Source organism: Vreelandella halophytica, from assembly GCF_968193635.1.
Map to the genome: position 1 here is coordinate 3770382 of NZ_OZ309107.1, position 26667 is coordinate 3797048.

Sequence of the window (26667 nt, forward strand, 5' to 3'; positions counted from 1 at the left end):
TATCAGGGAGACCCCTTTTATGCGCAAACCTGAACTCGCCGCTGCCATTGCTGAAAACGCTGATCTTTCCAAAGACAAAGCGGGCCAAGTGCTGAACGTCATTCTTGATGAAATCACCAATAGCGTGGCCAAGGGTGAAGACGTGGCCCTGATCGGTTTCGGTACCTTCACCGTGCGCGAACGCGCCGCCCGTACCGGTAAAAACCCGCAAACCGGCGAGCCGCTGAAGATTCCGGCCAGCAAAAACGTGGCGTTCAAGCCCGGTAAAGCGCTCAAGGACGCCGTTTCCTAATGAAACTCCGGCTAACGCTGTGGCTACTTGGCTTGATGCTCAAGCGAGCACTGCGGCGTAAGCCGCGTTTCAAAGAACAGCTTGAGCGTATGCGCAGTCTGGACTGGGGCATTGCCACGGAAGACCTCGGCACTGCCCGCCACTACCGAATGACGCCTAACGGCATCGACACCGGTAAAGGCCTGCCCATCGACCTGGACCTCGAACTACGTTTTCGCGACCAGGACGCCGCGCTGAAAATACTCAAAAAACCGACCCAGCAAGCCTTTCTGCACGGCATGATGAACGGCGACGTACGCCTGGTCGGCGACTCCAGCGATATGAACAAGCTGCAGAAGCTTTTGAAGTATTTGTAACGGCTAACAGCCCGCCCCTGCCAAGGGGGCGGGCTGTTTTAGTCTGCTGCAAGCTGATCGCCACGTTCAAGCTTACGCGTTGCTGAGCGCCTCTTCGAATAGCCGCCAATACATCCATTACGCGCCGGTTTGCACCTTTTTGGATGTGCCTGATGATTGCCACCCTCGTCCCAGGCCAAACGCCCTTTACCCCGCTATACCAGCACCTTTCCTTACATGTGTATCCGAATAAAAGTCCAAGGCAACGGCTTTATGTCGCGTTGGCCAATGCATCGGTGAAATATCCTAAAGTAACCGCTTGATAGGTGCGCCATAGCAACCCATGCGCCGCCATTGTTATACTAACGTCTAATAAATCAAACGAAGAGACGCCATGCCGATCCTGCGCCGCCTTTGGACCCTGGACAAGTTCGCCTACAGCCTGCGCGTGTTTATCGCCTTTAGCGGGGCGCTGCTTTTTAGCGTGCTGCAGGCCGACGTGGCGCTGGTGATTCCGCTGTTTTTGGGCATTATCGCCTGCGCGCTCTCGGAAACCGACGATAGCTGGCAGGGCCGCCTGCAGGCGCTGGTGGTCACGCTGTTATGTTTTGCGCTGGCCTCTTTTATCGTCCAGTGGCTGTTTCCCTGGCCGTGGCTGTTCGCGCTGGGCCTGGGGGTGTCGGCGTTTACGCTGATCATGCTCGGCGCCATCGGCCAGCGCTACGCGACGATCGCCTCGGGCACGCTGATTCTATCGATCTATTCGATGATCAATATCGAGCAGCACGGCGGCGTGGATGCGGACGTGGCCTCGCGCCAGCTTCTGCTGCTGGCGGGGGCGGCCTGGTACGGGGTCATTTCGGTCATCTGGTGCGCGCTTTTTTCCCGCCAGCCGCTCAAGCAGAGCATGGCGCGGGTCTACAAAACACTGGGCGAGTTTTTGATTCTCAAGTCGGCGCTTTTTGAGCCGGTGCGCGGGGTGGATGTCGAGGCGCGCCGAGTGGCGCTGGCGCACCAAAACGGCCAGGTGGTCGCCGCGCTGAACCAGGCCAAGGAGATGATCTTTCGCCGGCTGGAGGGCCAACGCGGTAGCCGTAAACTCAATCGTTACCTGCGCATCTATTTCGTGGCCCAGGATATCCACGAGCGAGCAAGCTCCACCCACTACCCCTACGGCGCGCTGACCGAGGCGTTTTTCCACCACGACGTGCTGTTTCGCTGCCAGCGTCTTCTCGACCAGCAGGGCCGGGCGTGCCGCCAGCTGGCCAAATCGCTGCTATTGAACCGGCCGTTTAGCCATGAGCAAAGCGAGCAGGCGCTAAGGGATCTGCGCGCCTCGATCGACAACCTGCGCGACCGCGGACGCCCGGAGTGGCGCAACCTGATTCACCCACTCAATGCGCTGGCGGACAACCTGGCCACGCTAGAGGCGCAGATCGCCAGCGCCCATAACCCGGACAGCAGCGTGGAGCGGCGCGACAGCGCGCTTTATGACCGCTCGCCGGCCAGCCTCAAGGATGCCTGGAGCCGCGTGCGCTTGAATTTGACGCTGGGCTCGCCGACCTTTCGCCACGCCGTGCGCCTTTCCACCGCGCTGATGGCGGGCTACGCGATTTTGCACTGGCTGGACCCGGAACAGGGCTTCTGGATCCTGCTCACCACGCTGTTCGTCTGCCGACCCAATTTCGCGACCACTCGGCGCTTTCTCTCCCAGCGTATTCTGGGCACGGTGATCGGCTTGATCGTGGGTTGGGCGTCGATCAGCCTGTTCCCCCAGCCTGGCATTCAAAGCATCATCGCGGTGGCCGCCGGGGTCGCGTTCTTTGCCAACCGGGAGCGGCGCTACGTGGTCGCGACCGCCTCGATCACCCTGCTGGTGCTTTGCAGCTTCAACCAGGTGGGCGACGGTTTTAATCTGATTTGGCCGCGGCTGTTCGATACGCTGATCGGCGCGGTCATTGCCGGGCTGGCGGTATTTTTCATTCTGCCGGACTGGCAGGGACGCAAACTTTACCGCGAAGCCGCCAAGGTGCTGACCAGCCACCGCGGCTATCTCGACGAGATCGTCCACCAGTACGAAGAGGGCAAGCAGGACGATTTGAGCTACCGCCTGGCGCGGCGCAACGCGCACAACGCCGATGCGGCGTTTTCGACGCTTTTGACCAACATGCTTCACGAGCCGGGCCACTACCGCAAGCAGGATGCGGACAGCGGCCTGCGCTTTTTGGTGCTCTCCAATACGCTACTGAGCCACCTTTCCGCGCTGGGCGCCCACCGCCACCGGCTGGCCGAGGACGAAGACGACGCCGCGCTGATGCCCCAGGCCAAACGGATTAGCGAGCTGCTGGCGGCGCTGACCGAGCAACTCCACAAGCGCCGGCCCGTCACGGATTTGGAAGACCAGACCCGTGCGCTTCTGGACGCGCTGGGCGAGCCGGTGCAAACGCCCGAGAGCGACGTCAACGCCGTTACGCTTTACCGGCCCATTCAGAGCCAGCTACGGCTGATCGCCGAACAGCTAACGCCGCTGGCGCAGAGCGCCGGGCGGCTGACCCAAACCAAATCCGACGCCTCATGAACCGCTATACCTGGCCGTAGCGCCCGGCCGCCTCGCCCAGCCAGCGGCGCACCAGCACGGCGGTGGCCTCGCCATCGCTTTGCAGCGCCTGGGCAAGGGCCGTAACCCGTTCGAGCAGATCAGCATCGCGCTCCAGGTCGGCGATTTTCATCTGGGCAAGCCCGGTCTGGCGGGTGCCCAGCACTTCGCCGGGGCCACGAATCTCCAAATCTTTTTCAGCGATGCGAAAGCCGTCGGTGGTTTCACGCATCACGCCCAGGCGCTCTTTGGAGCTTTTGGAGAGCGGCGGATGATAAAGCAGCACGCAGAAGCTCTCCAGGCTACCCCGCCCCACCCGGCCGCGCAGCTGATGAAGCTGGGAAAGCCCCAAACGCTCCGGGTTTTCGATGATCATGAGACTCGCGTTGGGGACGTCCACTCCCACCTCGATCACCGTGGTGGCGACCAACAGATCGAGCTCGCCTTGCTTGAACGCCGCCATCACTTCGGCCTTTTCACCGGCTTTCATGCGCCCGTGGATCAGGCCGATGGCAAGCTCCGGCAGCGCGGCGGTCAACTCTTCCCGAGTGACCTCGGCGGCCTGGCACTGTAATACCTCGGACTCGTCGATCAGCGTGCAGACCCAGTAGGCCTGGCGGCCGTCGCTGCAGGCGCGGCGGATCCGCTCGACCACCTCCGGGCGGCGCTCATCAGAAACCACGACGGTTTTAACCGGCGTGCGCCCCGGCGGCAGCTCGTCGATCACCGAGACGTCCAGGTCCGCGTAGGCGCTCATGGCAAGCGTGCGCGGAATGGGCGTGGCGGTCATGATCAACTGATGAGGGGTTAGCCCGCCCGCCTCGCCCTTTTCGCGCAGCGCCAGGCGCTGATGAACGCCGAAGCGGTGCTGCTCATCGATGATCGCAAGCCCCAGGCAGTGAAACTTCACATCGTCCTGGAAAAGCGCGTGGGTGCCGACCACCATGCGCGCCCGGCCATCGGCGATGGCCGCCTTGGCATCCAGGCGGCTTTTGCCCTTGAGTTTGCCGGCAAGCCACGCCACTTCGATCCCCAGCGGCTCGAACCAGGCCTTGAAGGAGCGGTAGTGCTGCTCGGCCAGGATCTCCGTGGGCGCCATGATCGCCGCCTGGCAGTCGCCGGAAAGCGCCGAAAGCGCGGCCATGGCGGCCACTACGGTCTTGCCCGAACCGACATCGCCTTGAACCAGCCTGAGCATCGGTGCGGGCTCGGCCAGATCGAGTTCGATCTCCTCGAGCACCCGGCGCTGGGCGCCGGTAAGCGCAAACGGCAGCTGAGCCAAAAAGCGGGTTTGCAGGCTGCGCCCGGCGGGAAGCCTGGGCGCGCCATCGGCCTGGATACGCAGGCGCACCTCGCGAAGGCTTAACTGGTGGGCCAGAAGCTCCTCGAGCGCCAGCCGCCGGGTGGCCGGGTGCAGGCCCTGGGCCAGGGTATCCAGGTCCACATCCGGCGGCGGCTGATGCAAAAGCGCGAGGCTTTCGTGAAGCCCCGGCAGGTCGAAACGCTCGGCAAGTGCCGGCGGAATCATGTCCGGCAGCGCCTGCGGAGTATCGGTTAGCCTGGCGAGCGCCTGGCTTGTGAGAGCGCGCAGCCGGGTCTGGTGCAGCCCTTCGGTGGTGGGGTAAATCGGCGTGTAATGCTCTTCGACCGGCGTATCGGCGGCGCCGCTTGGGCGGTACTCCGGGTGGTAGATCTCAAGACCCGTGGCACCGGCGCGGGCCTCGCCAAAGGCGCGCAGCGTAACCCCCGGGCGCAGCTGTTGGCTTTGGGCCGGCGAGAAGTGAAAAAACCGCAGACTCAGGATGCCGCTTGCGTCGCGCAGGCGCACCAGTAGGCTACGCCTTCGCCCCTTGACGATATCGCAGGCGGTGACTTCGCCCTCGATCACGGCCTCGCTGCCCGCGCGCAAGAGCCCGATGGGCGTGACGCGGGTACGATCCTGATAGCGCAGCGGCAGGTGAAACAGCAGGTCGCTCACGCGCTCGACCCCTAGCCGCGCAAGTTTGAGCGCTAGCGCCTCGCCGACGCCCTTGAGCTCGGTGACCGGCGCATCGAGCTCGTTCATGGCGCGGGCTGCCGGCACTGGCTGATCGCCTCGATCAAGGCGTCGATGGCCTTGGGCCGAGGGAAGCTCGCCCGCCAGGCAATGGCCACAGTCCGCGAAGGCGCCGGCGCCACGAAGGGCCGGCTTGTCAGTAGCGACTGCTCGTGCTTCTCTGTACCCAACGCCGACTGCGGCAACACCGTAATGCCCAGCTTCGAGGCCACCATATGGCGGATCGTCTCGAGGGAGCCGCCTTCGGCTATCAGCGTATTGCTCGGGCTATTGAGCTTGTGGGTAATCGCCGGGCAGGCCTCCAGTATCTGGTCGCGAAAGCAGTGCCCCTCGCCCAGCAGCAAAAGCCGCTCCTCGAGCAGATCCTCCTTATCGATCGCCTCCCGCGCAGCCCAGGGGTGGTTGCTGGGGATCAGCACCTCGAACGCCTCGTCGTAAATCGCCTTGGTCACCACGTCGGTTTCGGTAAACGGCAGCGCCACGATGATCACGTCCAGCTCGCCGCTTCTAAGCTTGCTACGCAGCGTGCCGGTCAGCCCCTCTTCGATGTAGAGCGGCATTTGCGGCGCCACCTTGGCCAGCGCCGGAATCAGGTGCGGGTAAAGGTAAGGCCCGATGGTGTAAATGGCCCCAATGCGTAGCGGGTTGGCCAGTTGGTCGCGCCCAGCGCTTGCCAGCTCGAAAATCAGACTGGACTGCTCCAGCACGCGCTGGGCCTGGGCGATGATCTTCTCGCCAAGCGGGGTGACCTGCACCGTGGACTTGGAGCGCTCGAACAAGGGCGTGTCGAGTTCGTCCTCGAGTTTTTTGACCGCCACCGAGAGCGTCGGCTGGGAGACGTGACACCGCTCGGCAGCGCGGCCGAAGTGGCGCTCTTGTGCAAGGGTTACGATGTAGCGAAGTTCTGTTAAAGTCATAACGGTGCCGGCTGGCATCCTCTCGTAGCAGGTCGTGACGCATCGTCGTGGCCATGAACGGGATGGCAAGGACAGACAAAGCTCTTTGACGATGGCATATCTCAAAGGGACTTTGTATCTAATAGGGAATATTTATCAGAAGGAGTGCGCAGGTGAAACTCACTGTACTGATTATCGGCTGTGGCGATATCGGCATCACCCTGGGGCGCGAGCTTATCAATCAAGGGCATCGCGTGGTGGGCGTGCGCCGCCAAACCGAGTCGTTACAGGGTACTGGTATCGAACCCCTGGCCCTCGATCTTAACCAACTTGAAGGGGCGAGCGCCACGGCGCTACCCCAGGCGGACTACGTGATCTACACCGTCAGCGCCGACCGCTTCGAGGAGAGCGCCTACCAAAGCGCCTACCCGGATGGCTTGAAGCGCGTGCTCGGCGTACTGGAGCAACACGACGTGCCGCCACGACGTATTTTCTTCGTCTCTTCGACCAGCGTTTATGGCCAGCAAGAGGGTGAAGCGGTCAGCGAAGTCAGCCCCACGGACTCCACCAGCTTCTCCGGCAGCCTGATGCGCGAAGCCGAGCAGGCGCTTTTGAACCACCCGCTGCCCGGCACGGTAGTGCGCTTTTCGGGCATCTACGGCCCGGGCCGCGACCGGCTGATCCACCAGGTACTGGGCGGGCGTATGGCCGCCATAACGCCGGCGATCTACTCCAACCGTATTCACCGCGACGACTGCGCCGGCATACTCGCCCACCTGATCCAGTGTCAGGAGAGCGGCAAGCCCCTGGCCGAGCTTTATCTGGGCAGCGACTCTGAGCCCGCCACCATGTACGACGTCATGAGCTGGCTTGCCAAAGAGCTCAAGGTGGAAACTACCGAGACCATGCAGTCGCCGCTTCGCCGGCGCACCAGTAAACGCTGCGATAACAGCCGTATCCGCGAGACGGGCTACGCGTTTCGCTACCCGAGCTTTCGCGAGGGCTACGCCCAGATCCTCAAGGAAGGCGGCTTCAAGCCACAAAAAGCGTAACGGCTTTACAACACAAAAGAGCGAGCCCGCGGGCTCGCTCTTTTTTTGGCTCTTTGGCAACGCTTAGTCGCCAATGATCATCACGGCTTCGGCTTCCACCTGGCTTCCCTTGGGCAGCGCGCGAACGCCCACCGCGGCGCGCGCGGGGAACGGCGCCTTGAAGAACTCTTCCATTACGCGGTTAACGATGGCGAAGTTATCCAGGTCCACCAGGTACAGGTTGAGCTTGACGATATCGGTAAGCGAGCCGGCGGCTTCTTCGCACACCGCCTGCAAGTTGGTGAACACCTGACGCGTTTGAGCTTCGATATCACCGGCTACGAGTTCCATGGACTCCGGGTCGAGCGGAATCTGACCGGACATATAAACCGTATTGCCCGCCTTGATGGCCTGAGAGTAGGGGCCGATGGCGGCCGGGGCTTTCTCGGTATTGATAACGGCTTTATTGCTCATGGTGCCTTGCTCCTGTTGCGGCCATTCAATGGCATTTTTAATAAATGTGTTAAACGAATAAAACCTTCCAACCGTACCGAAAAAGCCGCTCCCGCCCGCGCATCAAGGGCATTGAAAGCGCGCGGTCAGGGAGGGCTTAGTTGGCTATTCGAGTTATTTTGCTGACGCTTGGCAGGTTGCGGATACGTTTCATGATACGGGCCAGGTGAACCCGCCCTTTTACCGAGAGCGTCAGGTTCACCGTGGATAGACGAGCGTCGCGCTCTTCGATGCCGATACGCTCGATATTGGCGTCGGCGTCGGTCACAAGACCTGCAAGCTCGGCCACCAGGCCTCGGCGGCTTTCGATCTCGATACGCAGCGCCACCGGGAAGTCTTCGTCGATGTTCTCCGACCACTCCAGGCTGAAGAGCTTTTCCGGATCGCTTCTCAAATCCGACAAATTCTTGCACTCGCTGCGATGCACGACGATGCCCTTGCCCACGGACAAATGCCCGACGACCGGGTCACCGGGCAGCGGGTGGCAGCAGCGGGCAAAGCTCAGCACCATGCCTTCGCTGCCGCTGATCACCACGGCGTCATCGCTGTTTTCCAGCCGTTTGGGGCCGCCGTCGACGCCGTGGGCAACGTCCACCAGCCGCCGAGCGGCGACGTAGGCCATGCGATTGCCAAGGCCCAATGATTCGAGCAAGACGTCCAGCGAGGACACGTCCAGCTCCTTGAACGCCCGGGGGAAGATCCGTTCGTCGAGCTCCTCGAGGCTCGTCTCGAAGGAGGCGAGCGCCTTGTTCAAAAGCCGCCGCCCCAGCATGATCGCTTCCGACTGCTGCTGGTGTTTCAGCGCGTGGCGAATGGCCGAACGCGCCTTGGCGGTGGAAACGAAGTTGAGCCAGGAGAGATTGGGCCGCGCGCCGGGGGCGGTAATGATTTCCAGGGTCTGGCCGCTTTCAAGGCGCGTGGAAAGCGGCGCCAGGTGGCGGTCGATACGACACGCGATGCAGTTGTTGCCGATATCGGTGTGCACGCTGTAGGCAAAATCGACCACCGTCGCCCCCTGGGGGAGCTCCATGATGTCGCCCTTGGGCGTGAAGACGTAGATATCGTCGGGGAACAAGTCGTTTTTGACGTGCTCGATGAACTCCAGCGAGTCGCCGGCGTGGCGCTGCATCTCCAAAAGCCCCTTCACCCAGGCCCGCGCCCGGGCATGGCTGCCTTCGGCGATGGGATGGGAGGTTTGGCCGGCCTTGTAGAGCCAGTGCGCGGCGATGCCGTTGTTCGCCATGGCTTCCATTTCGCGGGTGCGTATCTGCACCTCGATGGGCATACCGCGCTGGCCAAAGAGCGTGGTGTGCAGGCTCTGGTAGCCGTTCGCCTTGGGAATGGCGATGTAATCCTTGAAGCGCCCGGGTACCGGCTTGAACAGGTTGTGGACCACGCCCAGGATGCGATAGCAGCTCGCCACATCGTCGGTGATGATGCGAAAACCGAACACGTCCATGATTTCGGCAAAGGGTTTGCGCTGGTCGCGCATCTTTTTATAGATCGATAGCAGGTGCTTTTGCCGGCCGACCACCGTGCCCTTGAGCGCTTCGTCGTCGAGGCTTTGTTGCAGCGAGGACTGTATTTCGCGCATCGCGCCGCGCCGGTTACCCCGGGCCTTGGCCACCGCGCGCTTGATCCGCTCGGCGCGCATCGGGTGGATCGCCTGAAAGGAGAGATCCTCGAGCTCGATACGAATGGTGTTGATACCCAACCGCCCGGCCACGCGGGCGTAGATTTCCAGCGTCTCGCGAGCGATGCGCCGCTTCTTGTCTGGGCGAAGCGCCCCCAGGGTGCGCATGTTGTGCAGGCGGTCGGCGAGTTTGACGATGATGACGCGAATATCCCGCGACATCGCCAGCACCATCTTCTGGAAGTTCTCGGCCTGGGCGACGGCCTTGTCTTCGAAGGTGATCTGAGTCAGCTTCGAGACACCGTCGACCAGCTCCGCCACCGGGTGGCCAAACTGCTCGCCGAGGGCGTGTTTCGAGACCCCGGTATCTTCGATGACATCGTGCAGCATGGCGGCCATCAGGCTCTGATGGTCCATGTGCATGTTGGCCAGGATATTGGCCACGGCGAGCGGGTGGGTAACGTAGGGTTCGCCGGAGCGGCGGCGCTGGCCGTCGTGGGCCTGCTCGGCGTAGTAGAAGGCGCGTTTGACCTGTTGGATTTCATCCAAGGGTAAATAGCCGCCGAGTCGGTCGGCCAGGTCATCGATGGTGAACATTTACCGCGCCCCTGATCGGTTTTAGGCTTAGTCGTCGATTTGGACGCTAGGCGCGGCCGGGCGCTGACGCACCGGCGCCTCGACCGGTTCGTCCAGCACGGTATGATCGACCAGACCCGCGGCAATTTCACGCAGCGCCAGGACCGTCGGTTTATCGTTTTCCCAGGCCAATTGCGAATCCCGCGAGCCACGGGCGAGCTGACGGGCACGCTGGGTGGAAATCATCACCAGCTTGAAGCGGTTTTCAACATTTTCCAAACAATCTTCAACGGTTACGCGTGCCATGGGGTTTTCCTTTAATAACGGCGCCGGGCCAGCAGCGCTTAAAACGCCTGCCAGCCCGGCAAAATGGGCAACTTGACCCGATAGATTACTCGACGCCCGGCGCCTGTGACAAGAGCGCTTTGAGCAGCGGCGCGTGGCGATGCTGCATGGCAACACACGTTAGCCGCTGGCTGATGACCAGCGACGTGAGCTCGCCAAGGGCGGTGGTGAAGTCGTCGTTCACGACCAGGTAGTCGTATTCGTCGAAATGGGTCATCTCGTTGACCGCGTCGCGCATGCGCCGCTCGATCACCGCATGCTCGTCGGTGCCGCGGCTGGCCAGGCGGCGTTCGAGCTCGGCCCGGGAAGGCGGCAAAATGAAGATCGAGACGGCGTCTTTCATCTGCGCTCTGACCTGCTGCGCGCCCTGCCAATCGATTTCCAGAATCACGTCCTGGCCGGCGGCCAGCAGCGACTGAACGGCTTGACGCGAGGTGCCGTAGTAGTTATCAAAGACCCTGGCGTACTCGAAAAAGTCGCCACGCTCGATCATCTCTTCGAACGCTTGGGTCTGGCAGAAGTGATAGTTCACCCCGTCCACTTCCCCTTCGCGGCGGCCCCGTGTGGTATGCGAGACCGATACCTGAAGGCCATCCATACTCTCGATCAGCTCGCGAACCAGGCTGGTTTTGCCAGCGCCGGACGGCGCCGAAACGATAAACAGCGTACCCTGGGACATGAAACGCTTCCCTAATTGATAAAAACAGTCGTTAGCCCTGTGACGCCGCCACGCTTGCTGGCCGCGGTGCGCACTAAAGGCGGGCAGTATCGCATACCTGCCGCGCGGTCTGTAGTAGAAGACATAAGTAGACGACATGGTAGAAGCCACGCAACGAACGTCATCGAAAGGAGTGCGGTATGCGGGGAACGATCTTTATATTAGCGCTGATCGCACTGGGCGTGGCGCTGCAAAAAGGCCTGATCGAGGTCCCCCGCGAGTGGGCGCCCTGGGCGCCCTTGCACATCGACGACCCGGTCACCCCGGTCACGCAGCTAAAACTCAAGCGGCTGGAGGGCGACCGCGCCGGTTGCCTGGCAGCGCTCGAGACCGCGCCACCCGGCGAACTCGACGTCACCCCCATGAGCGACTACTCGCCCACGGCCAGTTGTCCGCTCACCAACGTCGTGCGCATGAACGCGAGCAGCGTGCGCTTTAACCGAAGCTTCGTGGCCACCTGCCCGATGGCACTTGCCTGGGTAATGTTCGAACGCCACGAACTACAGCCTGCCGCCGAACGGATCATGGGCAGCCGCGTAAGCCAGGTCGACCACGTGGGAAGCTTTGCGTGTCGTAACGTATACGGGCGTGAATCGGGCAGGCGCAGCGAACACGCCACGGCAGAAGCACTGGATGTAACCGGGTTTCGGTTCGAGAATGGCCAGCGTATTACGCTGATCAATAACTGGAATGACGAGGGGGCGGTGGGCGAGTTCTTCAGAGAAGCGCGGGACGGTGCCTGCAACACCTTTGGCAACGTACTAGGGCCCGAATACAACGCCGCGCATGCCGATCACTTTCATATGGGCATGCGCGGGTTCAGCCTTTGCCGCTAGGCGCGGCGAGCGATCACTCGAGGTTGATGTCGTCTTCGTCGGTCAGCGCGCCCGCCGCCGCACCGGCGCCTGCGCCAAGCACCGCGCCGCCGCCAACGCTACCACCGGTCGCCGCCGCGGTACCGGCACCCGCCGCCGCGCCAAGGCCCGCGCCGCTGGTGGCGCGCTCGCCAGAGGTCGAGCCGCAGCCCGCCAGGCCGATGGTCAGAGCCGCAATGGCGCCCAGGGTCAAAATACGCGAGGCTTTTACAAATTGAGTATGCATGAGTCATCTCCTTATGGGGGTGCACTCTTATACCTTAGAAAGAATTACCCACCTGCGCCAATTTAATTACGCCAACGCTTCGCTACCGCGCCTGGGCTACCTGGTAGGTGCGCTTTTCAAGCCAGCGCCCGAACACGAAAATGACCAAACCACACAGGGCAAGCCCGGTGCCCACGAAGCCAGTGCTCGACGGCGTAAGCCCGGCGCTGATCGCAAGCCCGGCAAGCCAGGCGCCCAGCGCGTTGGCGCCGTTGAAGGCAGCGTGATTGAGCGAGGCCGCCATGGTCTGGGCATCGCCGGCCACATCCATTAGCCGCGTTTGCAGCGACGGCGCCAGCGCCATGCTGGTGCCTACCAGGCCCACGAACAAAAGCCCGGTCCAGACGTTATTGGCTGCGAAGTAGTAAAGCCCCTGAATGACCGCGCACCAGATCAAAATACGCGGAATGGCCCGCATCAGGTTCTTGTCGGCCATGCGCCCGCCCACCAGGTTACCGATGATCGAGCCGACACCGAAGATGACCAATACCAGCGGGCCCAGCGCCTCGCTCATACCGGCCTGCTGGGTCAGCGTCGGCATCACGTAGCTAAAGATCGAGAACATGCCGCCACAGCCCACGCAGGCAATGGCCACCGTGACCAGCACGCGCTGCTTGATCAGCGCGGAAAGCTCCTTGAGCGGGCTCGCCAGCGCATCGAAGGGTTGAACGGGCACGTAAAGGCGAATCAGCAGCGCCGTTAAAAGCGCAATGCCCCCCACCCCGGCAAAGGCGATTTGCCAGCCAAACTGGTTACCCGCCCAGGTGCCCAGCGGCGCGCCGAGCAAAATCGCCACCGTCAGCCCCAGCATGACTCGGGAAACCGCCCGCGCCCGCTGGTCCACGGGAACCGCCCCGGCGGCCACCAGCGCCGCCACGCCGAAGTAGGCCCCGTGAGGAAGGCCGGCCAAAAAGCGCAGCCCCACGAAGGACCAAAACCCCGGCGCCATGGCGCTGGCAATGTTACCCACGGCGAACACCAGCATCAGCACGATCAAAAGCGAGCGCTTGGGCACCCGGGCCGCCATCGCGGAAATGATCGGCGCGCCGACCACCACGCCCAGGGCGTAGCTGCTGATCGCATACCCCACCTGGGGCACGGTCACGGCCAAATCCCCCGCCACCCGGTTCATTAGCCCCATGATGACGAACTCGCTGGTCCCGATACCAAAACCACCCAGCGCTAACGCAAATTCGGCCAGACGAGGGTTACTCGCCCGGCCCGCGGAAGACTCTTGCACACTCTGCTCCTCGGGGGTTAGCCCGCTTTTAAAACGTTTGGAATGGGGTAAATGATCGCAGGATTAGACTAAAGTAGAAACTCTTTGCCACGAAAACATGGCATCTCGGCAGGTACCCTCAAGACGAGCGGCCATCCGCCTTGACGGATAACAGACGCTCGCGCAGCTGGCGGCTCTTGGGTATCAACCCTACTTGCAACCCCAGCGGGCGGAATACCTGGTCCAGCAGCGCCCGCGTCGGGCTCGCTTTATCCCCTTCGATATCGGAGAGCGAGCGGCGGCTGATACCGACCTTCTCGGCATATTGCGTTTGCGACATTCCCAGCACCTCACGACGCAATTGGCGCAGTACCTGGCCGGTGCTCATTTCCTCACGCAGCAGCTGGTCGAGCAGCTCCACCAGCAGCGCCTCGCGCTCGATACTACTTAACGCTTTGCGCTTCATAGTAGCCCCCAACGCTTAAGCTTATCGTCCAGGTAATCGAGCCCCAGCGCCGGCGAGTCCAGAAGCGTGGGCGCCACCCCCCGCAGGGCAAGACGCTCTTTCAAGCTGAGCAACTGCCTGGCCTGGGCTTGCAGCTCGCCCATCAACTGCTCCGGGGGCAGGTAGGTTTTTAGCGCCTCGGCAATGGCGAACCAGTCGACCTCTCGCCCCTGCTCGAAAGGCGCGCCCCAGGTCGTGGTGCGAATGATACCTTCCGGGTCGGCCTTCATCGGTGCAAAGTCGTAAATCGGCGCCAGCCAAATCCCTTGCGGTGTTTTCAGTAACGCCGTATTGCGGCCGTGATTATCGCTGTTGGCAAACGCAATGTTGAGCAGATCACGTTTGACCCACTCACACACGAACGGCGCTTGATCGAAGGGCTGTCCCTCTTCCAATACGCGATACTGCTTGCCAAGCCTGCCGGTCAATGCCTCGATCACCGCAAAGTGATTCAGAAAACTTCCGGGTTCGCGGCCCATCACGGCGTAAACGGATTCCAGACCGAAAAAAGTACGCTGACCCGCTATATGTGCCACGTCGAACCGCGGTAGCCAAAGCGAAGGATAGCGCTCGCCTTCCAGCAGCCGCATACCCTGGGTGTCGATGGTGGCCACGCCAAGGGCGGTGAGTTCCTGGTAGAAGTGGTACTCGGCGCGCAGAATGTTGCTGTCGAGCTCGCTGCGTTGACCGCGCGGAAATTTGACTAAATAGTGCGGGTCGGTGCTGGCCTGGTCGTCCTGATAGGTATCGATCCAGACCTGATCATCAGGCGTACAGCGCAGCAATAGCTTTGGCGCCTCGCCACCGGCACCGGTCGCGCCCCCACCCGCGGCGCCCATTTGCTGGGCATAGGCCAGGAAGTCACTATCCCGGTCTACGACATCACGTAAAGGAAAGCGCTGCTGCTCCAGTGTGCTGCCCGCCGGGCGTGCGGGCAGCGACTCCTTGATGCGCAGATTGCCTACCGGCGCGATGGTGCCGTTGGCCAATAGGGTGTAATCCTGCTCCGCCTCGCTCAGCGATGCGATCCCCAGTTGAGTGACCCAATAGCGCCGGCTAGCGCCCGACGGCATGATGTCATCAAGAAACGTAAACCAGGTCGACGAATGGTGGGTTTCCATTAACGCGACGGGTAAACGTAAGCTGCAGGCCGCGTCATCGTCGCGCTCGAGATACTCGAGCGCGTAATCGGTCACATAGCCCAGCCGGGCCGCCCCTCGGCGCCCCTGCAAGGGGTGCTCGATGACCAGCTCGGCGGCGTCCTGCCATTGGCCGCGATGAAATAGTTGGATCATCAGCACGATCGGGCTACCTTGATTGAGTAATTTATTACTCAAAATTATAGCTCAGGGGCTTATTTTGTGCATTTTATTGCGCACCAGCGCTCAAAATAGACTCTAATGAACATTATTTTGCTCATTAACCATTGGTGATTCATGTCGTTCGATATCTCTACCCAGCCCACCCTCGACCACGCCATGGCCGCGCTTGCCGAGGCCGACCGCGATATCGCCCGGGCCCTGGCGCACGTGGGTCCGCCCGCCCCGCGCCAACGCGACAAGGGCTTCGCCACCTTCTTCTCAACCATCGTCAGCCAGCAGATTTCCACCGGCGCCGCGCGGGCGATCATGGGCCGCGTGAATACGCTGCTACCGGAGCTTCACGCCCAGGCGGTGATGGAGGTCGAAGGACAGGCGCTGCGCGATGCCGGGCTCTCCTGGCGCAAGGTCGAGTACGCCAAGGGCCTGGCCGAGGCGGAGCTTGCCGGCACCTTCAGCGCCGACGGCCTGGAGGCGCTGGACGACGACGCGGCGATTACCGCGATCACCCAACTCAGAGGCTTTGGCCGCTGGAGCGCCGAGATCTATTTGATGTTCTCGCTCAAGCGTGCGGATATTTTCCCCGCGGACGACCTGGCGCTGCGCGTCGCCCTGGGCCGGCTAAAGCGCATGGACGACAAGCCCACGCCCAAGCAAGCGCGCCAGCTGGTGGAGCACTGGGCGCCCTGGCGAAGCGTAGGCTCGCTTTTTCTATGGCACTACTACCGGGGCGAGCCGCTTTAAGCGTTCAACCCGCCAAACTTGCCCGCCTGGTAATCCTCGACCGCCTGGACGATCTCCTCGCGGGTGGTCATCACGAAGGGGCCGTGGGAGAAGATCGGCTCGTCGATAACGTCACCGTGGCCAAAGAGCAGCCGCGCACCCGATGAGGCTTCGATTTCAAGGGTCTCGCCCTCGCGGTCGACCTCGATCAGGTGATGCGCCTTGACCGGCTCGCCGCCCACGCTTACCTCGCCGTTCACCACGTAGAGAAACACCTGGCGGCCAGCGGCCACGGGCAACGCCTCACTCGAACCTGCGGGCAGCGTGAGGGTCGACATGAAAATGCCGGTCAATGCCTCGATAGGGCCGGTCTTGTTGTCCCACTGACCGGCGATCAGGTTCAGCTCGCCGCCGCCGGGAAGCGCCAGCGCCGGGATATCATGCTGCTGCAGGCCCACGTAGTGCGGGTCGCTCATCTTCAGTTTTGACGGCAGGTTGATCCAGAGCTGGAGAATCTCCAGCGGGCCGCCCTCGCGCTTGAACTCGGGCGGCGAGACTTCGGCGTGCACGATACCGCTGCCCGCGGTCATCCACTGCACACCGCCTTCATGAATCACGCTCTGGTGGTCGGTGCTGTCCGCGTGGGCGAGCGAACCTTCCAAAATAAACGTCACCGTCTCGAACCCGCGGTGCGGGTGCGGGCCAAACGGCAGCCCCTGATTGTTCGCCGGATAGGTTTGCGGGCCGTGGTGATTCAAAAACAGAAACGGGTCGAGCTGATCGAGCCCGGGCCCCGGTAGCGGCCGCCGGGTGGTCAGGTCGCCGATATCGTCCCGGTGGGCGGCGTGCTGGGCGATGACGCGGCGGGGGGTGGAAGGCTTCGCTGCGGACATGAGAGGCTCCTTTATCCAGAATATCCTCAGTGTAAAACCCGACGCCGCGATTGGGGAGCGAATAATCTCCCGGGTTTGGTTGAAGTAAATCGAGCGAAGGGCGGCGCGACAGGCAAGCATTCGAGTAACAGGGGGCGCAGACATTCTCTAACGGCTAATGTTGGGCGGCGCGGCCACCTAAAGTTGTCTTAACGTCATGAGCGGGTTCAATTAGTATGCCGGTACGGTACGGCCAAACCATATAGAGCCAAGAACGGAGCGCCCTGGGAATGACGACCGAACACGCCCCCACGAATTTTGGCTTTTTGGCCGAGCACGACGCGTTGCTGGCCGAGCTCGCCGCGGCCGCCGAGCGTGCCTTTGCCAACGACCCCAATACCACGCTGATCAAGCTGCGCCAGTTGGGAGAGGCGCTCGCCCAGCATATGGCAGCGGTCTCTGGCATCGAATTTGATCAGCAGACCAGCCAGGCCGACCTGCTCTACCGCCTGAACCGCGAGCTGCGCCTGGAGCCTCAGGTCAAAGAGCTATTGCATACCCTGCGTATCGAGGGCAATAAGGCGACGCACCAGTTTCGCACTCAGCACAAGGAGGCGATGGACGGCCTACGCCTCGCCCGGGAGCTGGCGATCTGGTTTCACCGCTCCTTTGGCCAGGCAGGTACGGCGTTCAAGCCCGGCGCCTTCGTGCCACCCCGCGACCCCAGCATCGAACTGCGCCAACTGCAGGGCGATATAGAACAGCTACGCCACGAGCTTAAAAGCGCCAACCTCGCGCTGGACGACAGCCAACAGCTCAGCCAGCTGGTCGAGCAAGAAAAGCAGGAGTTCGAAGCGCTGGCCTACGCCATGGACCAGGAGGCGCAAACGCTCAGCCAGCAGGCCCAGCAAAACGAACGGGCGCTTAATGGCCAGCGCCAGGCCTACGAGCAGAAAATTCAGGCGCTCCAGCGAAAGCTCGACGCGCAGAGTGAGCAGCAAAAGAGCCAGCAGCGCCAGAAAATCGCCACCCAGACCCAGGCCGCCAGCCAGTCGCTGGAGCTCAGCGAAGAGCTCACCCGGCTACTGATCGACCAGCAGCTCAAGGAAGCCGGTTGGGAGGTCTACAGCCAGGAAATCACCTACGCCAAGGGCGCGCGGCCCGAGAAAGGCACCTACCGCGCCATCGCGGAGTGGCCCTGCCTGCCCAGCAGCGGCAAGACCACCGGCAAGCAAGACCAGGCCGACTACGTGCTGTTTGTGGGGCTGACGCCGATGGCCGTGGTCGAAGCCAAGAAAGAGAACGTCAACGTCGCGGGCAAGATCGAGCAGGCCGAGCGCTACAGCAAGGGGTTAAGCATCGCGCCGCCGCTGGTGGGTGCCTGGGCGCTTGCCGGGCGCACCATTGCCTGGCCCTTTGAGGAAGAGGCCCACTACAAGGTGCCCTTCGTCTACTCCTGCAACGGCCGCCCTTACGTGCCCCAGCTCAAGGAGCAGTCGGGCACCTGGTTTCGCGACGTGCGCGAGCCCAGCAACCTGCGCCGCGCCTTGCCTACCTTTCATACACCCGGCGGCCTGGTGAACCTGCTCGAGCGCGACCGGTGCAACGCCGAGAAGCTGTTGCAGAGCGAGCCCTTCGGCTATCTGAACCTGCGCGACTATCAGCAGAAGGCCATTGCCGCGACCGAGCAGGCGCTGGCGCACGGGCAGCGCACCGCCCTGCTGGCCATGGCCACCGGCACGGGCAAAACCCGCACCATCATCGGCCTGATGTACCGCTTTTTAAAAACCGAGCGCTTTCACCGCATCCTGTTTTTAGTCGACCGGACAGCGCTTGGCGACCAGGCGGTGGACGCTTTCAACGAAGCGCCGCTCGAGCAGAACCACACGCTCTCGAGCATCTATAACGTCGCCGAGCTGGGCGACAAGGTGGCGGAGCTTGAAACCCGCGTACAGGTCGCCACCGTGCAGGCCATGGTGAAGCGTATTTTCGCAAGCGACGCCCCGCCGCCCATCGACCAGTTCGACTGCATCATCATCGACGAGGCCCACCGCGGCTATACCCTCGACCAGGAGATGACCGAGGGCGAGCTTGCCACCCGCGACCCCGGCCAGTACCTCTCAAGCTACCGCCGCGTGCTGGATTACTTCGACGCGGTGAAGATCGCCCTGACCGCCACCCCGGCACGCCATACCAGCGAGATTTTCGGCAAACCGGTGTACACCTACTCCTACCGGGAAGCGGTGGCGGACGACTGGCTAATCGACCACGAGCCACCCATCCGCTACGAAACGCTGCTGACCCAAGAGGGCATCCAGTTCGATAAGGGCGCCACCGTCGAGGTGCTCAACCCGCAAACCGGCGAAGTCGACACCGCTGAGCTCGAGGACGAGCTGAGCTTCGAGGTCGAAGCCTTCAACCGCCAGGTGATTGCGCCCGATTTCAACCGCGTCATCTGTGAGCAGCTTGCCAAGGAGCTGGACCCGTTCGGTGATGAGAAAACGCTGATCTTCTGCGCCACCGACGCCCACGCCGATATGGTCAAAAACGCGCTGGATATCGCCTTCAAAGCACTTTATGGGCAGAGCTACCACCAGGCCGCCGTGGCCAAGATTACCGGCCAGAGCGAAAAAGTCAGCCAGCTCATCCGGCGCTATAAAAACGAGCGCTACCCCAACATCGCCGTAACCGTTGATCTATTAACCACCGGCATCGACGTGCCCCGCATTTGCCATCTGGTATTCATGCGCCGGGTGCGTTCGCGCATTCTGTTCGAGCAGATGATCGGCCGCGCTACGCGGCGCTGCGACGACATCGGCAAGACCGTTTTCACCCTTTACGACCCGGTGGATATTTACGCCGCCCTTGCCGAGGTCAACACCATGCAACCGCTGGTGCGCGACCCCAACGTCAGCCTTGCCCAACTGGCAAACGAGCTAAGCGACCCGCAGCAGCTCGAAAATGCGCTGAACAGCCCAGGCGAAACGCCGGATCAAAGCCAGGCCGATGCAGTGCTCGACCAGCTCAGCCAAAAGGTCATGCGCGTGCTGCGTAAGGCCGAGGCCAAAGCGGAGCAGAAACCCGCGCTTAAGGAAAAACTTGCCGAACTGCACCGTCAGTGGGAGGTGGAGCCGGGCAAGCTTCACGAGCACCTACACGCGCTGGGGCCCAAAGAGGCGTCGGCGTTTCTTGGCAAGCACAGCAACCTTGTTCATCAACTGGCCGAGGTGAAACACTTGGTGGGCCGCGAGCGACTGCCGATCATTGCCGAGCACGACGACGAGATCCGCGAGCGCAGCCAAAGCTACGGCGTGCACAAGCGCCCGGAAGATTACCTCGACAGCTTCAACGCCTTCATCAACGAGCAGCTCAACCACTCCGCCGCCCTGGCGGTCGCTGTCAACGCGCCCCGTGACCTGACCCGCGAACAGCTCAAGGAGGTCAAGCTGCTGCTGGATGGCCAGGGCTACTCTGAGGCCAACCTGCAAAGCGCGGTGCGCAACCAGACCAACCAGGACATCGCCGCCAGCATTATCGGCCACATCCGCCGCGCGGCCCTGGGCGAGCCGCTCAAGCCGTTCCAGCAGCGCGTGGCCGAGGCCATGGACGCGATCCTCACCCAGCACGCCTGGAACGCCAACCAACGCAAGTGGCTCCAGCGCTTGGCCAAGCAGCTGGTCCACGACGTGATTCTCGACCGCGAGGCGGTCAACCAGCTTCCCGCCCTGCCCGGCGGCGCCAAACAGCTGGACAAGGTACTTGATGACCAGTTGGATGGCGTGCTGGAAGAACTTATTGAGGCGATGTGGCCACCAAAGGCGGGGTAAAGTAAGGCGCGGTAAATCGTGTTGATCGTATCGACATGGCTTAGCTCTATGTCGATTTTTTATTATTTTTTCGACAAAGGTGATTGCCATGTCGATAACGTCGACATAGACTGCTTGCCACTTATAACTATGTCGAAATTTATTGGAAAATCGTACATGGATTGGCAGGCAGATCAACCTTACAACCAGCTTCCCTCGCTTCCACCGACTGAGGAAGCACTGGAAACGGTGACAATTCTTAAAGCCTGTATCCGTGCCCGTGCAGCGCTGGCGGAACTAAAGCAGGCAGGAGAGCTGATTCCTAATCAGACGCTGCTGATCAACCTCCTCCCGCTGCTGGAAGCGAAAGACAGCTCCGAAATCGAAAACATCGTCACGACCACCGACAAGCTGTTTCAGTACTCCCAGGAAGACCAAGGGGCCGATGCCGCGACCAAAGAAGCGCTGAGATATCGCACCGCGCTTTTCGAAGGGTTCACCTCCCTTCAGCGTAAGCCTCTGTGTACCAATACGGCGGTCGATATCTGCAGCACCCTCAAGGGTGTGGACATGGATATCCGCAAGATACCGGGCACCATTATCGGCAATCAGGCGACAGGCGAAACCGTTTATACGCCCCCCAGTGGCGAGAACGTCATTCGCAACTTGCTCGCCAACTGGGAAAATTATTTGCATGCCGAAGATGACATCGACCCATTGATCAAAATGGCCGTCAGCCATTACCAGTTCGAAGCCATTCATCCTTTTCATGACGGTAATGGCCGTGCCGGACGCATACTGAACGTACTCTACCTGATCGAACAGCAGTTGCTGACCTTGCCGATTCTCTACCTGAGCCGCTATATCGTGGCCCATAAAAACGACTACTACCGTTTGCTGACCCAGGTGACCCGTACGGGCCACTGGCAGGAATGGGTCGTGTTCATGCTCCAGGGGATCGAGCAAGTATCCACATGGACCTGCGCAAAAATCGCCGCCATGCGCGAGCTTATTCGCCAGACAGAAGATCATGTCAGGCAACGGTTGCCAAAGATCTATAGCCACGAGCTGGTGCAGACTGTTTTTGAGCAGCCTTATTGTCGCATCAGCAATCTGGTCGACAAAGGGATCGCCAAACGACAGACCGCCTCCCAATACCTTAAACAGCTGGTGGATATTGGCGTATTGCAGGAAAAAACCGCCGGAAACGAAAAGCTTTTTCTTAACCCGCGCCTGCTAAACCTGATGACCAGCGACAGCAACACGCTGCGCCCTTACCATTGATTGATTTATAAGTCTGGAATTTCATGACCAATAACGACATCGTCCAAAAGCTCTGGAACCTGTGCGACGTGCTGCGCGACGACGGCATCAACTACTCGGACTACGTCACCGAGCTGGTGCTTTTGCTGTTCATCAAGATGGTTCACGAGAATACCGAGGCGAGCACATTAGAGCGCCACCCGCTGCCGGAAGGCTGCCGCTGGGCGGACTTGAACAACAAATCCGGCCTTAACCTGCTGGATGACTACAAGCGCATTCTGCTGAGCCTTTCCAGCGGCCGCGATGGCAACGGTTACGTGGTGCATGCCGACCCGCTGATCAGCGCCATCTACGCCGACGCCCAGACCCGGCTGCGCGAGCCGCGCCACCTGGAGCAGATGATCAAGGCGCTCGACGGCATCGATTGGTTCAGCGCCCAGGCAGATGGCCTGGGCGATCTCTACGAAGGGCTTTTGGAGAAAAACGCCAACGAGACCAAATCCGGCGCCGGGCAGTACTTCACGCCGCGCCAGTTGATCGACTCGATGGTGCGCTGCGTAAAACCCCAGGCCGGGGAAACCGTGCAGGACCCCTCCGCGGGGACGGCGGGCTTTTTGATCGCCGCTGACCGCTACATCAAGGAGCAGACCGACGACCTGTTCGACCTGACGGCCCAGGCACAGGCGTTTCAGAAAAACCGCGCCTTTACCGGCATCGAGCTGGTGCCCGGCACCCGGCGCCTGGCGCTGATGAACTGCCTGCTCCACGGCATGGAGGGCGATAACGAAGGCGTGGTGCACCTGGGCAACGCCCTGGGCGATGCCGGGAAGTCCCTGGACAAAGCCGACGTGATCCTCGCCAACCCGCCCTTTGGTACCAGCAAAGGCGGTGATGCCAGTATTACCCGCGACGACCTGACATATAAAACCAGCAACAAGCAGCTCGCCTTTTTGCAGCACATCTACCGCAACCTGAAACCCGGCGGCCGCGCCGCGGTGGTATTGCCGGACAACGTGCTGTTTGAAGCCGGCGTAGGGGCGGAGGTGCGCCGCGACCTGATGGACAAATGCCACCTGCACACCGTTCTGCGCCTACCCACCGGCATCTTCTACGCCCAGGGCGTGAAGACCAACGTGCTGTTTTTTACCAAAGGCAGCGCGGCGGATAAGCACCAGGACACCGGCTGCACCGACAACGTTTGGGTGTATGACCTGCGCACCAACATGCCGAGCTTCGGCAAGCGCACGCCGTTCGGTAAGCAGCACCTGACCCCGTTCGAGGCCGTGTATGGCGACGACCCCAACGGCCGAAGCCCCCGCCAGGAAGGCGAGTGGTCGTTCAACGCCGACGAGATCGCCGTTGATGCGGAGGCCACGGAGGAAAACCAGGGCGTGGATGACGACCGCCTCGCCAAATCCCGCTGGCGCTGCTTCAGCCGCGAGTGGATTCGCGACACCAAGGGCGACTCGCTGGATATCAGCTGGCTCAAGGACAAGGACAGCGTCGATGCTAGTGAGCTGCCCGCCCCCGAGGTGCTGGCCGGAGAAGCGATGAGCGAGCTGGTGCAGGCGCTGGGTGAGCTGGATGGGCTGATGCGAGAGTTGGGGGCTGAGGAAGAAGCCGACGGGCAGCGGGTGTTAGTGCAGGAAATGATGGGTGAGATCAAATGACGGATAGCACCTTTCCGAATGAATGGCATTGCACAACCTTAGGGAGCATCGCCGTCTGGGGTTCTGGTGGAACTCCCTCGCGCAAAAACACAGATTACTACGGTGGCGATATTCCATGGATTAAAACAGGGGATCTCGGCCTCAAGGTTTTGTCTGAGGCAAGCGAATACATTACGGATCTTGGTGTTCAAAAATCGAGTGCTAAATTTTTTTCACAAGGTTCTGTTGTAATAGCAATGTATGGCGCGACAATCGGTAAAGTTTCGATCCTTGGAATTGATGCAACAACCAATCAGGCATGTGGCGTTGGGCAGCCTGTTTCTAGCTTAACCGATAGCAACTTTCTCTATTACTTATTAAGAAACGAAAAAGATGCTTTTATAGCTAAAGGTCAAGGTGGGGCGCAGCCAAATATCTCTCAAACAGTAATCAAAGAGCACTCGATTACACTTCCCCCCCTCGCCGAACAAAAGGTCATCGCCGATAAGCTTGATACCCTGCTGGCGCAGGTGGACGGCACCAAAGCCCGCCTCGAACGCATTCCCGAGATCCTCAAGCGCTTTCGCCAATCCGTGCTCGCGGCGGCGGTGAGTGGACGGTTGACGGAGGAGTGGCGAAAGAAGGCAAATGTAGATCAAGGAAAAGAAATAAAGCTCGATGAGGTAGTTGATAGCTCTTTCTATGGACCTAGATTTAGTAAAAATGACTATACAAACTCTGAATCCGGCATACCCACTATTCGTACAACGGATATGGATAACGGGGTGGTCAGGGTCACACCAGAAACTCCCAAAGTTGAAGTTACTTCTGAAAAATTAAATCAATTCAAATTGCAGCTTGGCGATCTGCTTATTACACGCACAGGTAGTATTGGTGTTATGGCACTTTTTGATGGTGATTATACTGCTATTCCTAGTGCATACCTTATTCGTTTTAGATTAAAAAGCTCAGCCAATAAACGCTTTATCTATTATGCTCTCACTTCACCTGAAGGTCAGCGAAAAATGGGGCTGAGCTCTACTGCAATAACACAACCTAATATCAACGCTAAGTCTATCCGTGCATTAAATTTTGTATTGCCTTCATTCGATGAACAAACCGAAATCGTCCGCCGCGTCGATCAGCTCTTCGCCTACGCCGATACCGTCGAGCGCCAGGCCAATAGCGCCCTTGAACGCGTCAACCAGCTCACCCAATCCATCCTCGCCAAAGCCTTTCGCGGCGAGCTGACCGCCCAGTGGCGCGAGGACAATCCCGACTTGATCAGCGGCGAGAACAGCGCCGAGGCGCTTCTGGCGCGCATCAAGGCCGAACGCGCCGCCCAGGCGCCGAAGAAACGCCCACGGAAGAAGGCCACCACATGAGTCAGGCGGCATCCGCGCCCTTCGCAGCACCGGCCCAAGCCCAGCGCATCTTATCGTTCTGGCACAAGGTCGAGTTTTTCGAGTCCGCCGAGCTCAAGGGCATCGACCACGGCCAGGGCGCGATTCACTACCGCAGCGACGAGCTTGTAGAGGCCGCGCACTGCCTGCCTTGGCTCGGCCGCGCGATACCCGACTACGCTAACGCTGCATGGATGTCGAGGGGACTTAAGCCTTATGAGGAGCGATACGAGCATGGCCGATATTGGCAACACGCGAGGCTTTAGCGACTTTGTCGTCTATGTCGATGAAAGTGGCGACCACGGCATGGCCAATATCGACCCCAACTACCCGGTCTTTGTGCTGGCCTTTTGTATTTTCTACAAGGGTCACTATCTTTCGACCGTGGTACCGGCACTGCAACAGCTGAAATTCGATTACTTCGGCCACGACCTGGTGATTCTGCACGAACACGAGATTCGCAAGGAGAAAGGCGATTTCATACTATTCAAAAACCGGGCCGATAAGCAGGCGTTCATGGGACGACTGAGTACGCTGATAAAAGAGAGCAACTTCATTCTCGCCTCCTGTGTCATCGAAAAGCACCGGTTGAACAGCCGCGATGAGCAGGATAACCCGTACCATCTGGCGCTGAAGCACTGCCTGGAAACACTATTCGATTTCGTCGAAGAGAAAGGGCAGGAAAAGCTCGTCACCCATGTCATCGTCGAAAAGCGCGGTGCCAAGGAAGATATCGAGCTTGAATTGGCGTTTCGCCGGATCTGCGACGGCAAGAACAAATATCAGCACGACCTGCCTTTTAGCATCCGCATGGCCGCTAAAACCAGCAACTCGGCAGGGCTTCAGCTCGCGGATTTAGTGGCACGGCCTATCGGCCGACACGTGCTCAAGCCAGAGCAGCCCAACCAAGCCTTCGATGTGCTGCGAAGAAAGTTTTACTGCGAAGGCGGCAGGCAAGCGGTAGGCGATGGGTATGATCAGTGGGGGCTCAAGCATTTGCCGTGAGTTTTTGCATCGTCCAGATAGCGAAAAACCTCGATGAAGCTCACCGAGGTTTAGACGCCGACCGGGCACTCCCAGTCCATTTAACACGAAGTGTGTTACCTGTTAGGTAAGAAGTCAACGTTTAGCAGAAGCACGCTTATCCAGGATGCACACTAGCGAGAACCCTCCTCTACCCTTGCATCTCAGATTCGCCACGCCTTTATGCTTTCGCGCGTACTATAGCGAAAAGGTAACAACATGCGCAGAGAAGCGCCGTTTTTCACACACGGAGCCAACCATGATCGACAAGCTAGCCGAAGTGAGTTTTTTAAGCCGGGCGCGGCTGGCGGAGCTTGCCAAGCGCGACGGTATCGCGCTGTCGACCTTTCAAATGCGCGTGCTGTCGGTGGTGGGACGCTTTCCCGGCCAGCCCCAGCAAGCGCTGCTGCATTGCCGGGGGTGGGACAAGGGCCAGGTGGCGCGGGCGTTTCGTGAGCTGGAGCGCCAGGAACTGATCATTCGCTGCGGCAATTCGACGGCCAAGCGGCTCACCGAGGTTTCCTTGACCGCTGAGGGCCGGGCGCTGTTCGAGCGCCTGGAAGACGTGCGCCGCGCGCTATCCGCCACGTTGACCGCGGGGCTGACACCGGACGAAGCCCGGCAGTTCGAGACCCTGCTCGACCGCATGCTGGAACATATCGGTAACGATCTCCCCGAGACACCTTAAAACAATCACTTAGTGCGATGGATGGTGGCACAAGTTGACAAAGTCAACTTATAGCTATAGGTTTGC

24 protein-coding genes are annotated in these 26667 nt (G+C 60.7%); 13 read left to right on the forward strand and 11 right to left on the reverse strand.

What is annotated here, in order from left to right; translation table 11 throughout:
• Positions 1 to 19: 19 nt before the first annotated feature.
• From ACWHXT_RS17465 to yccS, 3 genes are all read left to right on the forward strand, one after another.
• The gene (locus ACWHXT_RS17465; protein ID WP_447530402.1) at positions 20 to 292 is read left to right on the forward strand and encodes an HU family DNA-binding protein; all 273 of its coding nucleotides are present in this window, start codon (positions 20 to 22) and stop codon (positions 290 to 292) included.
• Entirely contained in the window at positions 292 to 648 is a 357-nt protein-coding gene (locus tag ACWHXT_RS17470) for a hypothetical protein (protein ID WP_447530403.1), read from the forward strand. The genes ACWHXT_RS17465 and ACWHXT_RS17470 overlap by 1 nt, the downstream gene beginning before the upstream one ends.
• A gap of 373 nt (positions 649 to 1021) precedes the next feature.
• Entirely contained in the window at positions 1022 to 3205 is a 2184-nt protein-coding gene (yccS, locus tag ACWHXT_RS17475; RefSeq protein ID WP_447956766.1) for a YccS family putative transporter, read from the forward strand.
• A 4-nt stretch (positions 3206 to 3209) separates the two neighbouring features.
• On the opposite strand, the gene recG is transcribed toward yccS, so the two are convergent.
• Both recG and ACWHXT_RS17485 read right to left on the reverse strand, forming a co-directional pair.
• On the reverse strand, positions 3210 to 5288 hold the full coding sequence (gene recG / locus ACWHXT_RS17480) for an ATP-dependent DNA helicase RecG (RefSeq protein WP_447958065.1): 2079 nt from the start codon (positions 5286 to 5288) through the stop codon (positions 3210 to 3212).
• Positions 5285 to 6196, reverse strand: coding sequence for a hydrogen peroxide-inducible genes activator (locus tag ACWHXT_RS17485; RefSeq protein WP_447927472.1), 912 nt, complete (start codon positions 6194 to 6196; stop codon positions 5285 to 5287). The genes recG and ACWHXT_RS17485 overlap by 4 nt, the downstream gene beginning before the upstream one ends.
• Positions 6197 to 6348: 152 nt before the next feature.
• On the opposite strand from ACWHXT_RS17485, the gene ACWHXT_RS17490 reads away from it, so the two are divergent.
• Complete coding sequence (locus ACWHXT_RS17490; protein ID WP_447956767.1) at positions 6349 to 7227, forward strand: SDR family oxidoreductase; 879 nt, start codon at positions 6349 to 6351, stop codon at positions 7225 to 7227.
• Positions 7228 to 7290: 63 nt separating this feature from the next.
• Here ACWHXT_RS17490 and ACWHXT_RS17495 read toward each other — a convergent pair whose 3' ends face one another.
• The 4 genes from ACWHXT_RS17495 to gmk all read right to left on the reverse strand — a co-directional run bounded on the left by ACWHXT_RS17495 (position 7291) and on the right by gmk (position 10952).
• Positions 7291 to 7680: a RidA family protein gene (locus ACWHXT_RS17495; protein ID WP_447927474.1), complete on the reverse strand. Its 390-nt coding sequence runs from the start codon at positions 7678 to 7680 to the stop codon at positions 7291 to 7293.
• A 136-nt stretch (positions 7681 to 7816) separates the two neighbouring features.
• Entirely contained in the window at positions 7817 to 9949 is a 2133-nt protein-coding gene (locus ACWHXT_RS17500; protein WP_447927475.1) for a RelA/SpoT family protein, read from the reverse strand.
• Positions 9950 to 9976: 27 nt separating this feature from the next.
• Positions 9977 to 10234, reverse strand: a complete 258-nt coding sequence (rpoZ, locus tag ACWHXT_RS17505; RefSeq protein ID WP_447530409.1) for a DNA-directed RNA polymerase subunit omega — start codon at positions 10232 to 10234, stop codon at positions 9977 to 9979.
• 85 nt (positions 10235 to 10319) lie between these two features.
• Complete coding sequence (gmk, locus tag ACWHXT_RS17510; RefSeq protein ID WP_447927476.1) at positions 10320 to 10952, reverse strand: guanylate kinase; 633 nt, start codon at positions 10950 to 10952, stop codon at positions 10320 to 10322.
• Between the two features lie 179 nt (positions 10953 to 11131).
• Here gmk and ACWHXT_RS17515 point away from each other — a divergent pair, with 179 nt between their 5' ends.
• Positions 11132 to 11827 (forward strand): extensin-like domain-containing protein, encoded by a 696-nt coding sequence (locus tag ACWHXT_RS17515; protein ID WP_447956768.1) that lies wholly within the window; start codon positions 11132 to 11134, stop codon positions 11825 to 11827.
• Positions 11828 to 11840: 13 nt separating this feature from the next.
• Here the strand turns inward: ACWHXT_RS17515 and ACWHXT_RS17520 are convergent, their stop codons facing one another.
• The 4 genes from ACWHXT_RS17520 to ACWHXT_RS17535 all read right to left on the reverse strand — a co-directional run bounded on the left by ACWHXT_RS17520 (position 11841) and on the right by ACWHXT_RS17535 (position 15156).
• Complete coding sequence (locus ACWHXT_RS17520; protein WP_447927478.1) at positions 11841 to 12092, reverse strand: hypothetical protein; 252 nt, start codon at positions 12090 to 12092, stop codon at positions 11841 to 11843.
• 82 nt (positions 12093 to 12174) lie between these two features.
• Entirely contained in the window at positions 12175 to 13371 is a 1197-nt protein-coding gene (locus ACWHXT_RS17525; protein WP_447927479.1) for an MFS transporter, read from the reverse strand.
• A 118-nt stretch (positions 13372 to 13489) separates the two neighbouring features.
• A complete protein-coding gene (locus tag ACWHXT_RS17530; protein ID WP_447956769.1) occupies positions 13490 to 13816 on the reverse strand; it encodes a helix-turn-helix domain-containing protein in 327 nt (108 codons plus the stop codon).
• Positions 13813 to 15156 (reverse strand): type II toxin-antitoxin system HipA family toxin, encoded by a 1344-nt coding sequence (locus ACWHXT_RS17535; RefSeq protein ID WP_447958066.1) that lies wholly within the window; start codon positions 15154 to 15156, stop codon positions 13813 to 13815. Before ACWHXT_RS17535 ends, ACWHXT_RS17530 begins: the two co-directional genes overlap by 4 nt.
• Positions 15157 to 15291: 135 nt before the next feature.
• Here ACWHXT_RS17535 and ACWHXT_RS17540 point away from each other — a divergent pair, with 135 nt between their 5' ends.
• On the forward strand, positions 15292 to 15918 hold the full coding sequence (locus ACWHXT_RS17540; RefSeq protein WP_447894714.1) for a DNA-3-methyladenine glycosylase family protein: 627 nt from the start codon (positions 15292 to 15294) through the stop codon (positions 15916 to 15918).
• On the opposite strand, the gene ACWHXT_RS17545 is transcribed toward ACWHXT_RS17540, so the two are convergent.
• Positions 15915 to 16790, reverse strand: coding sequence for a pirin family protein (locus ACWHXT_RS17545; RefSeq protein ID WP_447956770.1), 876 nt, complete (start codon positions 16788 to 16790; stop codon positions 15915 to 15917). The two genes, ACWHXT_RS17540 and ACWHXT_RS17545, sit on opposite strands and share 4 nt — an antisense overlap.
• 269 nt (positions 16791 to 17059) lie before the next feature.
• Between ACWHXT_RS17545 and hsdR the strand changes: the two genes are divergently transcribed.
• From hsdR to ACWHXT_RS17580, 7 genes are all read left to right on the forward strand, one after another.
• A complete protein-coding gene (hsdR, locus tag ACWHXT_RS17550) occupies positions 17060 to 20596 on the forward strand; it encodes a type I restriction-modification system endonuclease (protein ID WP_447956771.1) in 3537 nt (1178 codons plus the stop codon).
• Between the two features lie 48 nt (positions 20597 to 20644).
• Positions 20645 to 21859 (forward strand): protein adenylyltransferase Fic, encoded by a 1215-nt coding sequence (fic, locus tag ACWHXT_RS17555; RefSeq protein WP_447956772.1) that lies wholly within the window; start codon positions 20645 to 20647, stop codon positions 21857 to 21859.
• A gap of 23 nt (positions 21860 to 21882) precedes the next feature.
• Positions 21883 to 23508, forward strand: a complete 1626-nt coding sequence (locus ACWHXT_RS17560) for an N-6 DNA methylase (protein ID WP_447956773.1) — start codon at positions 21883 to 21885, stop codon at positions 23506 to 23508.
• Positions 23505 to 24872: a restriction endonuclease subunit S gene (locus ACWHXT_RS17565; RefSeq protein ID WP_447956774.1), complete on the forward strand. Its 1368-nt coding sequence runs from the start codon at positions 23505 to 23507 to the stop codon at positions 24870 to 24872. Before ACWHXT_RS17560 ends, ACWHXT_RS17565 begins: the two co-directional genes overlap by 4 nt.
• Positions 24869 to 25156 (forward strand): hypothetical protein, encoded by a 288-nt coding sequence (locus ACWHXT_RS17570; RefSeq protein ID WP_447956775.1) that lies wholly within the window; start codon positions 24869 to 24871, stop codon positions 25154 to 25156. The genes ACWHXT_RS17565 and ACWHXT_RS17570 overlap by 4 nt, the downstream gene beginning before the upstream one ends.
• Positions 25125 to 25895 carry a DUF3800 domain-containing protein gene (locus ACWHXT_RS17575; RefSeq protein WP_447956776.1) on the forward strand — a complete coding sequence of 257 codons (771 nt, stop codon included), beginning with the start codon at positions 25125 to 25127 and terminating at the stop codon, positions 25893 to 25895. Before ACWHXT_RS17570 ends, ACWHXT_RS17575 begins: the two co-directional genes overlap by 32 nt.
• Positions 25896 to 26172: 277 nt before the next feature.
• Positions 26173 to 26601, forward strand: a complete 429-nt coding sequence (locus ACWHXT_RS17580; protein WP_447956777.1) for a MarR family winged helix-turn-helix transcriptional regulator — start codon at positions 26173 to 26175, stop codon at positions 26599 to 26601.
• Positions 26602 to 26667 lie beyond the last annotated feature (66 nt).

What these genes read in the sequence shown, in the direction of transcription:
- ACWHXT_RS17465 (WP_447530402.1), top strand. Translation starts at nt 20, where the DNA reads ATGCGCAAACCTGAACTCGCCGCTGCCATTGCTGAAAACGCTGATCTT.
- ACWHXT_RS17470 (WP_447530403.1), top strand. Translation starts at nt 292, where the DNA reads ATGAAACTCCGGCTAACGCTGTGGCTACTTGGCTTGATGCTCAAGCGA.
- yccS (WP_447956766.1), top strand. Translation starts at nt 1,022, where the DNA reads ATGCCGATCCTGCGCCGCCTTTGGACCCTGGACAAGTTCGCCTACAGC.
- recG (WP_447958065.1), bottom strand. Translation starts at nt 5,288, where the DNA reads ATGAACGAGCTCGATGCGCCGGTCACCGAGCTCAAGGGCGTCGGCGAG.
- ACWHXT_RS17485 (WP_447927472.1), bottom strand. Translation starts at nt 6,196, where the DNA reads ATGACTTTAACAGAACTTCGCTACATCGTAACCCTTGCACAAGAGCGC.
- ACWHXT_RS17495 (WP_447927474.1), bottom strand. Translation starts at nt 7,680, where the DNA reads ATGAGCAATAAAGCCGTTATCAATACCGAGAAAGCCCCGGCCGCCATC.
- ACWHXT_RS17500 (WP_447927475.1), bottom strand. Translation starts at nt 9,949, where the DNA reads ATGTTCACCATCGATGACCTGGCCGACCGACTCGGCGGCTATTTACCC.
- rpoZ (WP_447530409.1), bottom strand. Translation starts at nt 10,234, where the DNA reads ATGGCACGCGTAACCGTTGAAGATTGTTTGGAAAATGTTGAAAACCGC.
- gmk (WP_447927476.1), bottom strand. Translation starts at nt 10,952, where the DNA reads ATGTCCCAGGGTACGCTGTTTATCGTTTCGGCGCCGTCCGGCGCTGGC.
- ACWHXT_RS17515 (WP_447956768.1), top strand. Translation starts at nt 11,132, where the DNA reads ATGCGGGGAACGATCTTTATATTAGCGCTGATCGCACTGGGCGTGGCG.
- ACWHXT_RS17520 (WP_447927478.1), bottom strand. Translation starts at nt 12,092, where the DNA reads ATGCATACTCAATTTGTAAAAGCCTCGCGTATTTTGACCCTGGGCGCC.
- ACWHXT_RS17530 (WP_447956769.1), bottom strand. Translation starts at nt 13,816, where the DNA reads ATGAAGCGCAAAGCGTTAAGTAGTATCGAGCGCGAGGCGCTGCTGGTG.
- ACWHXT_RS17540 (WP_447894714.1), top strand. Translation starts at nt 15,292, where the DNA reads ATGTCGTTCGATATCTCTACCCAGCCCACCCTCGACCACGCCATGGCC.
- ACWHXT_RS17545 (WP_447956770.1), bottom strand. Translation starts at nt 16,790, where the DNA reads ATGTCCGCAGCGAAGCCTTCCACCCCCCGCCGCGTCATCGCCCAGCAC.
- hsdR (WP_447956771.1), top strand. Translation starts at nt 17,060, where the DNA reads ATGACGACCGAACACGCCCCCACGAATTTTGGCTTTTTGGCCGAGCAC.
- fic (WP_447956772.1), top strand. Translation starts at nt 20,645, where the DNA reads ATGTCGATTTTTTATTATTTTTTCGACAAAGGTGATTGCCATGTCGAT.
- ACWHXT_RS17560 (WP_447956773.1), top strand. Translation starts at nt 21,883, where the DNA reads ATGACCAATAACGACATCGTCCAAAAGCTCTGGAACCTGTGCGACGTG.
- ACWHXT_RS17565 (WP_447956774.1), top strand. Translation starts at nt 23,505, where the DNA reads ATGACGGATAGCACCTTTCCGAATGAATGGCATTGCACAACCTTAGGG.
- ACWHXT_RS17570 (WP_447956775.1), top strand. Translation starts at nt 24,869, where the DNA reads ATGAGTCAGGCGGCATCCGCGCCCTTCGCAGCACCGGCCCAAGCCCAG.
- ACWHXT_RS17575 (WP_447956776.1), top strand. Translation starts at nt 25,125, where the DNA reads ATGGCCGATATTGGCAACACGCGAGGCTTTAGCGACTTTGTCGTCTAT.
- ACWHXT_RS17580 (WP_447956777.1), top strand. Translation starts at nt 26,173, where the DNA reads ATGATCGACAAGCTAGCCGAAGTGAGTTTTTTAAGCCGGGCGCGGCTG.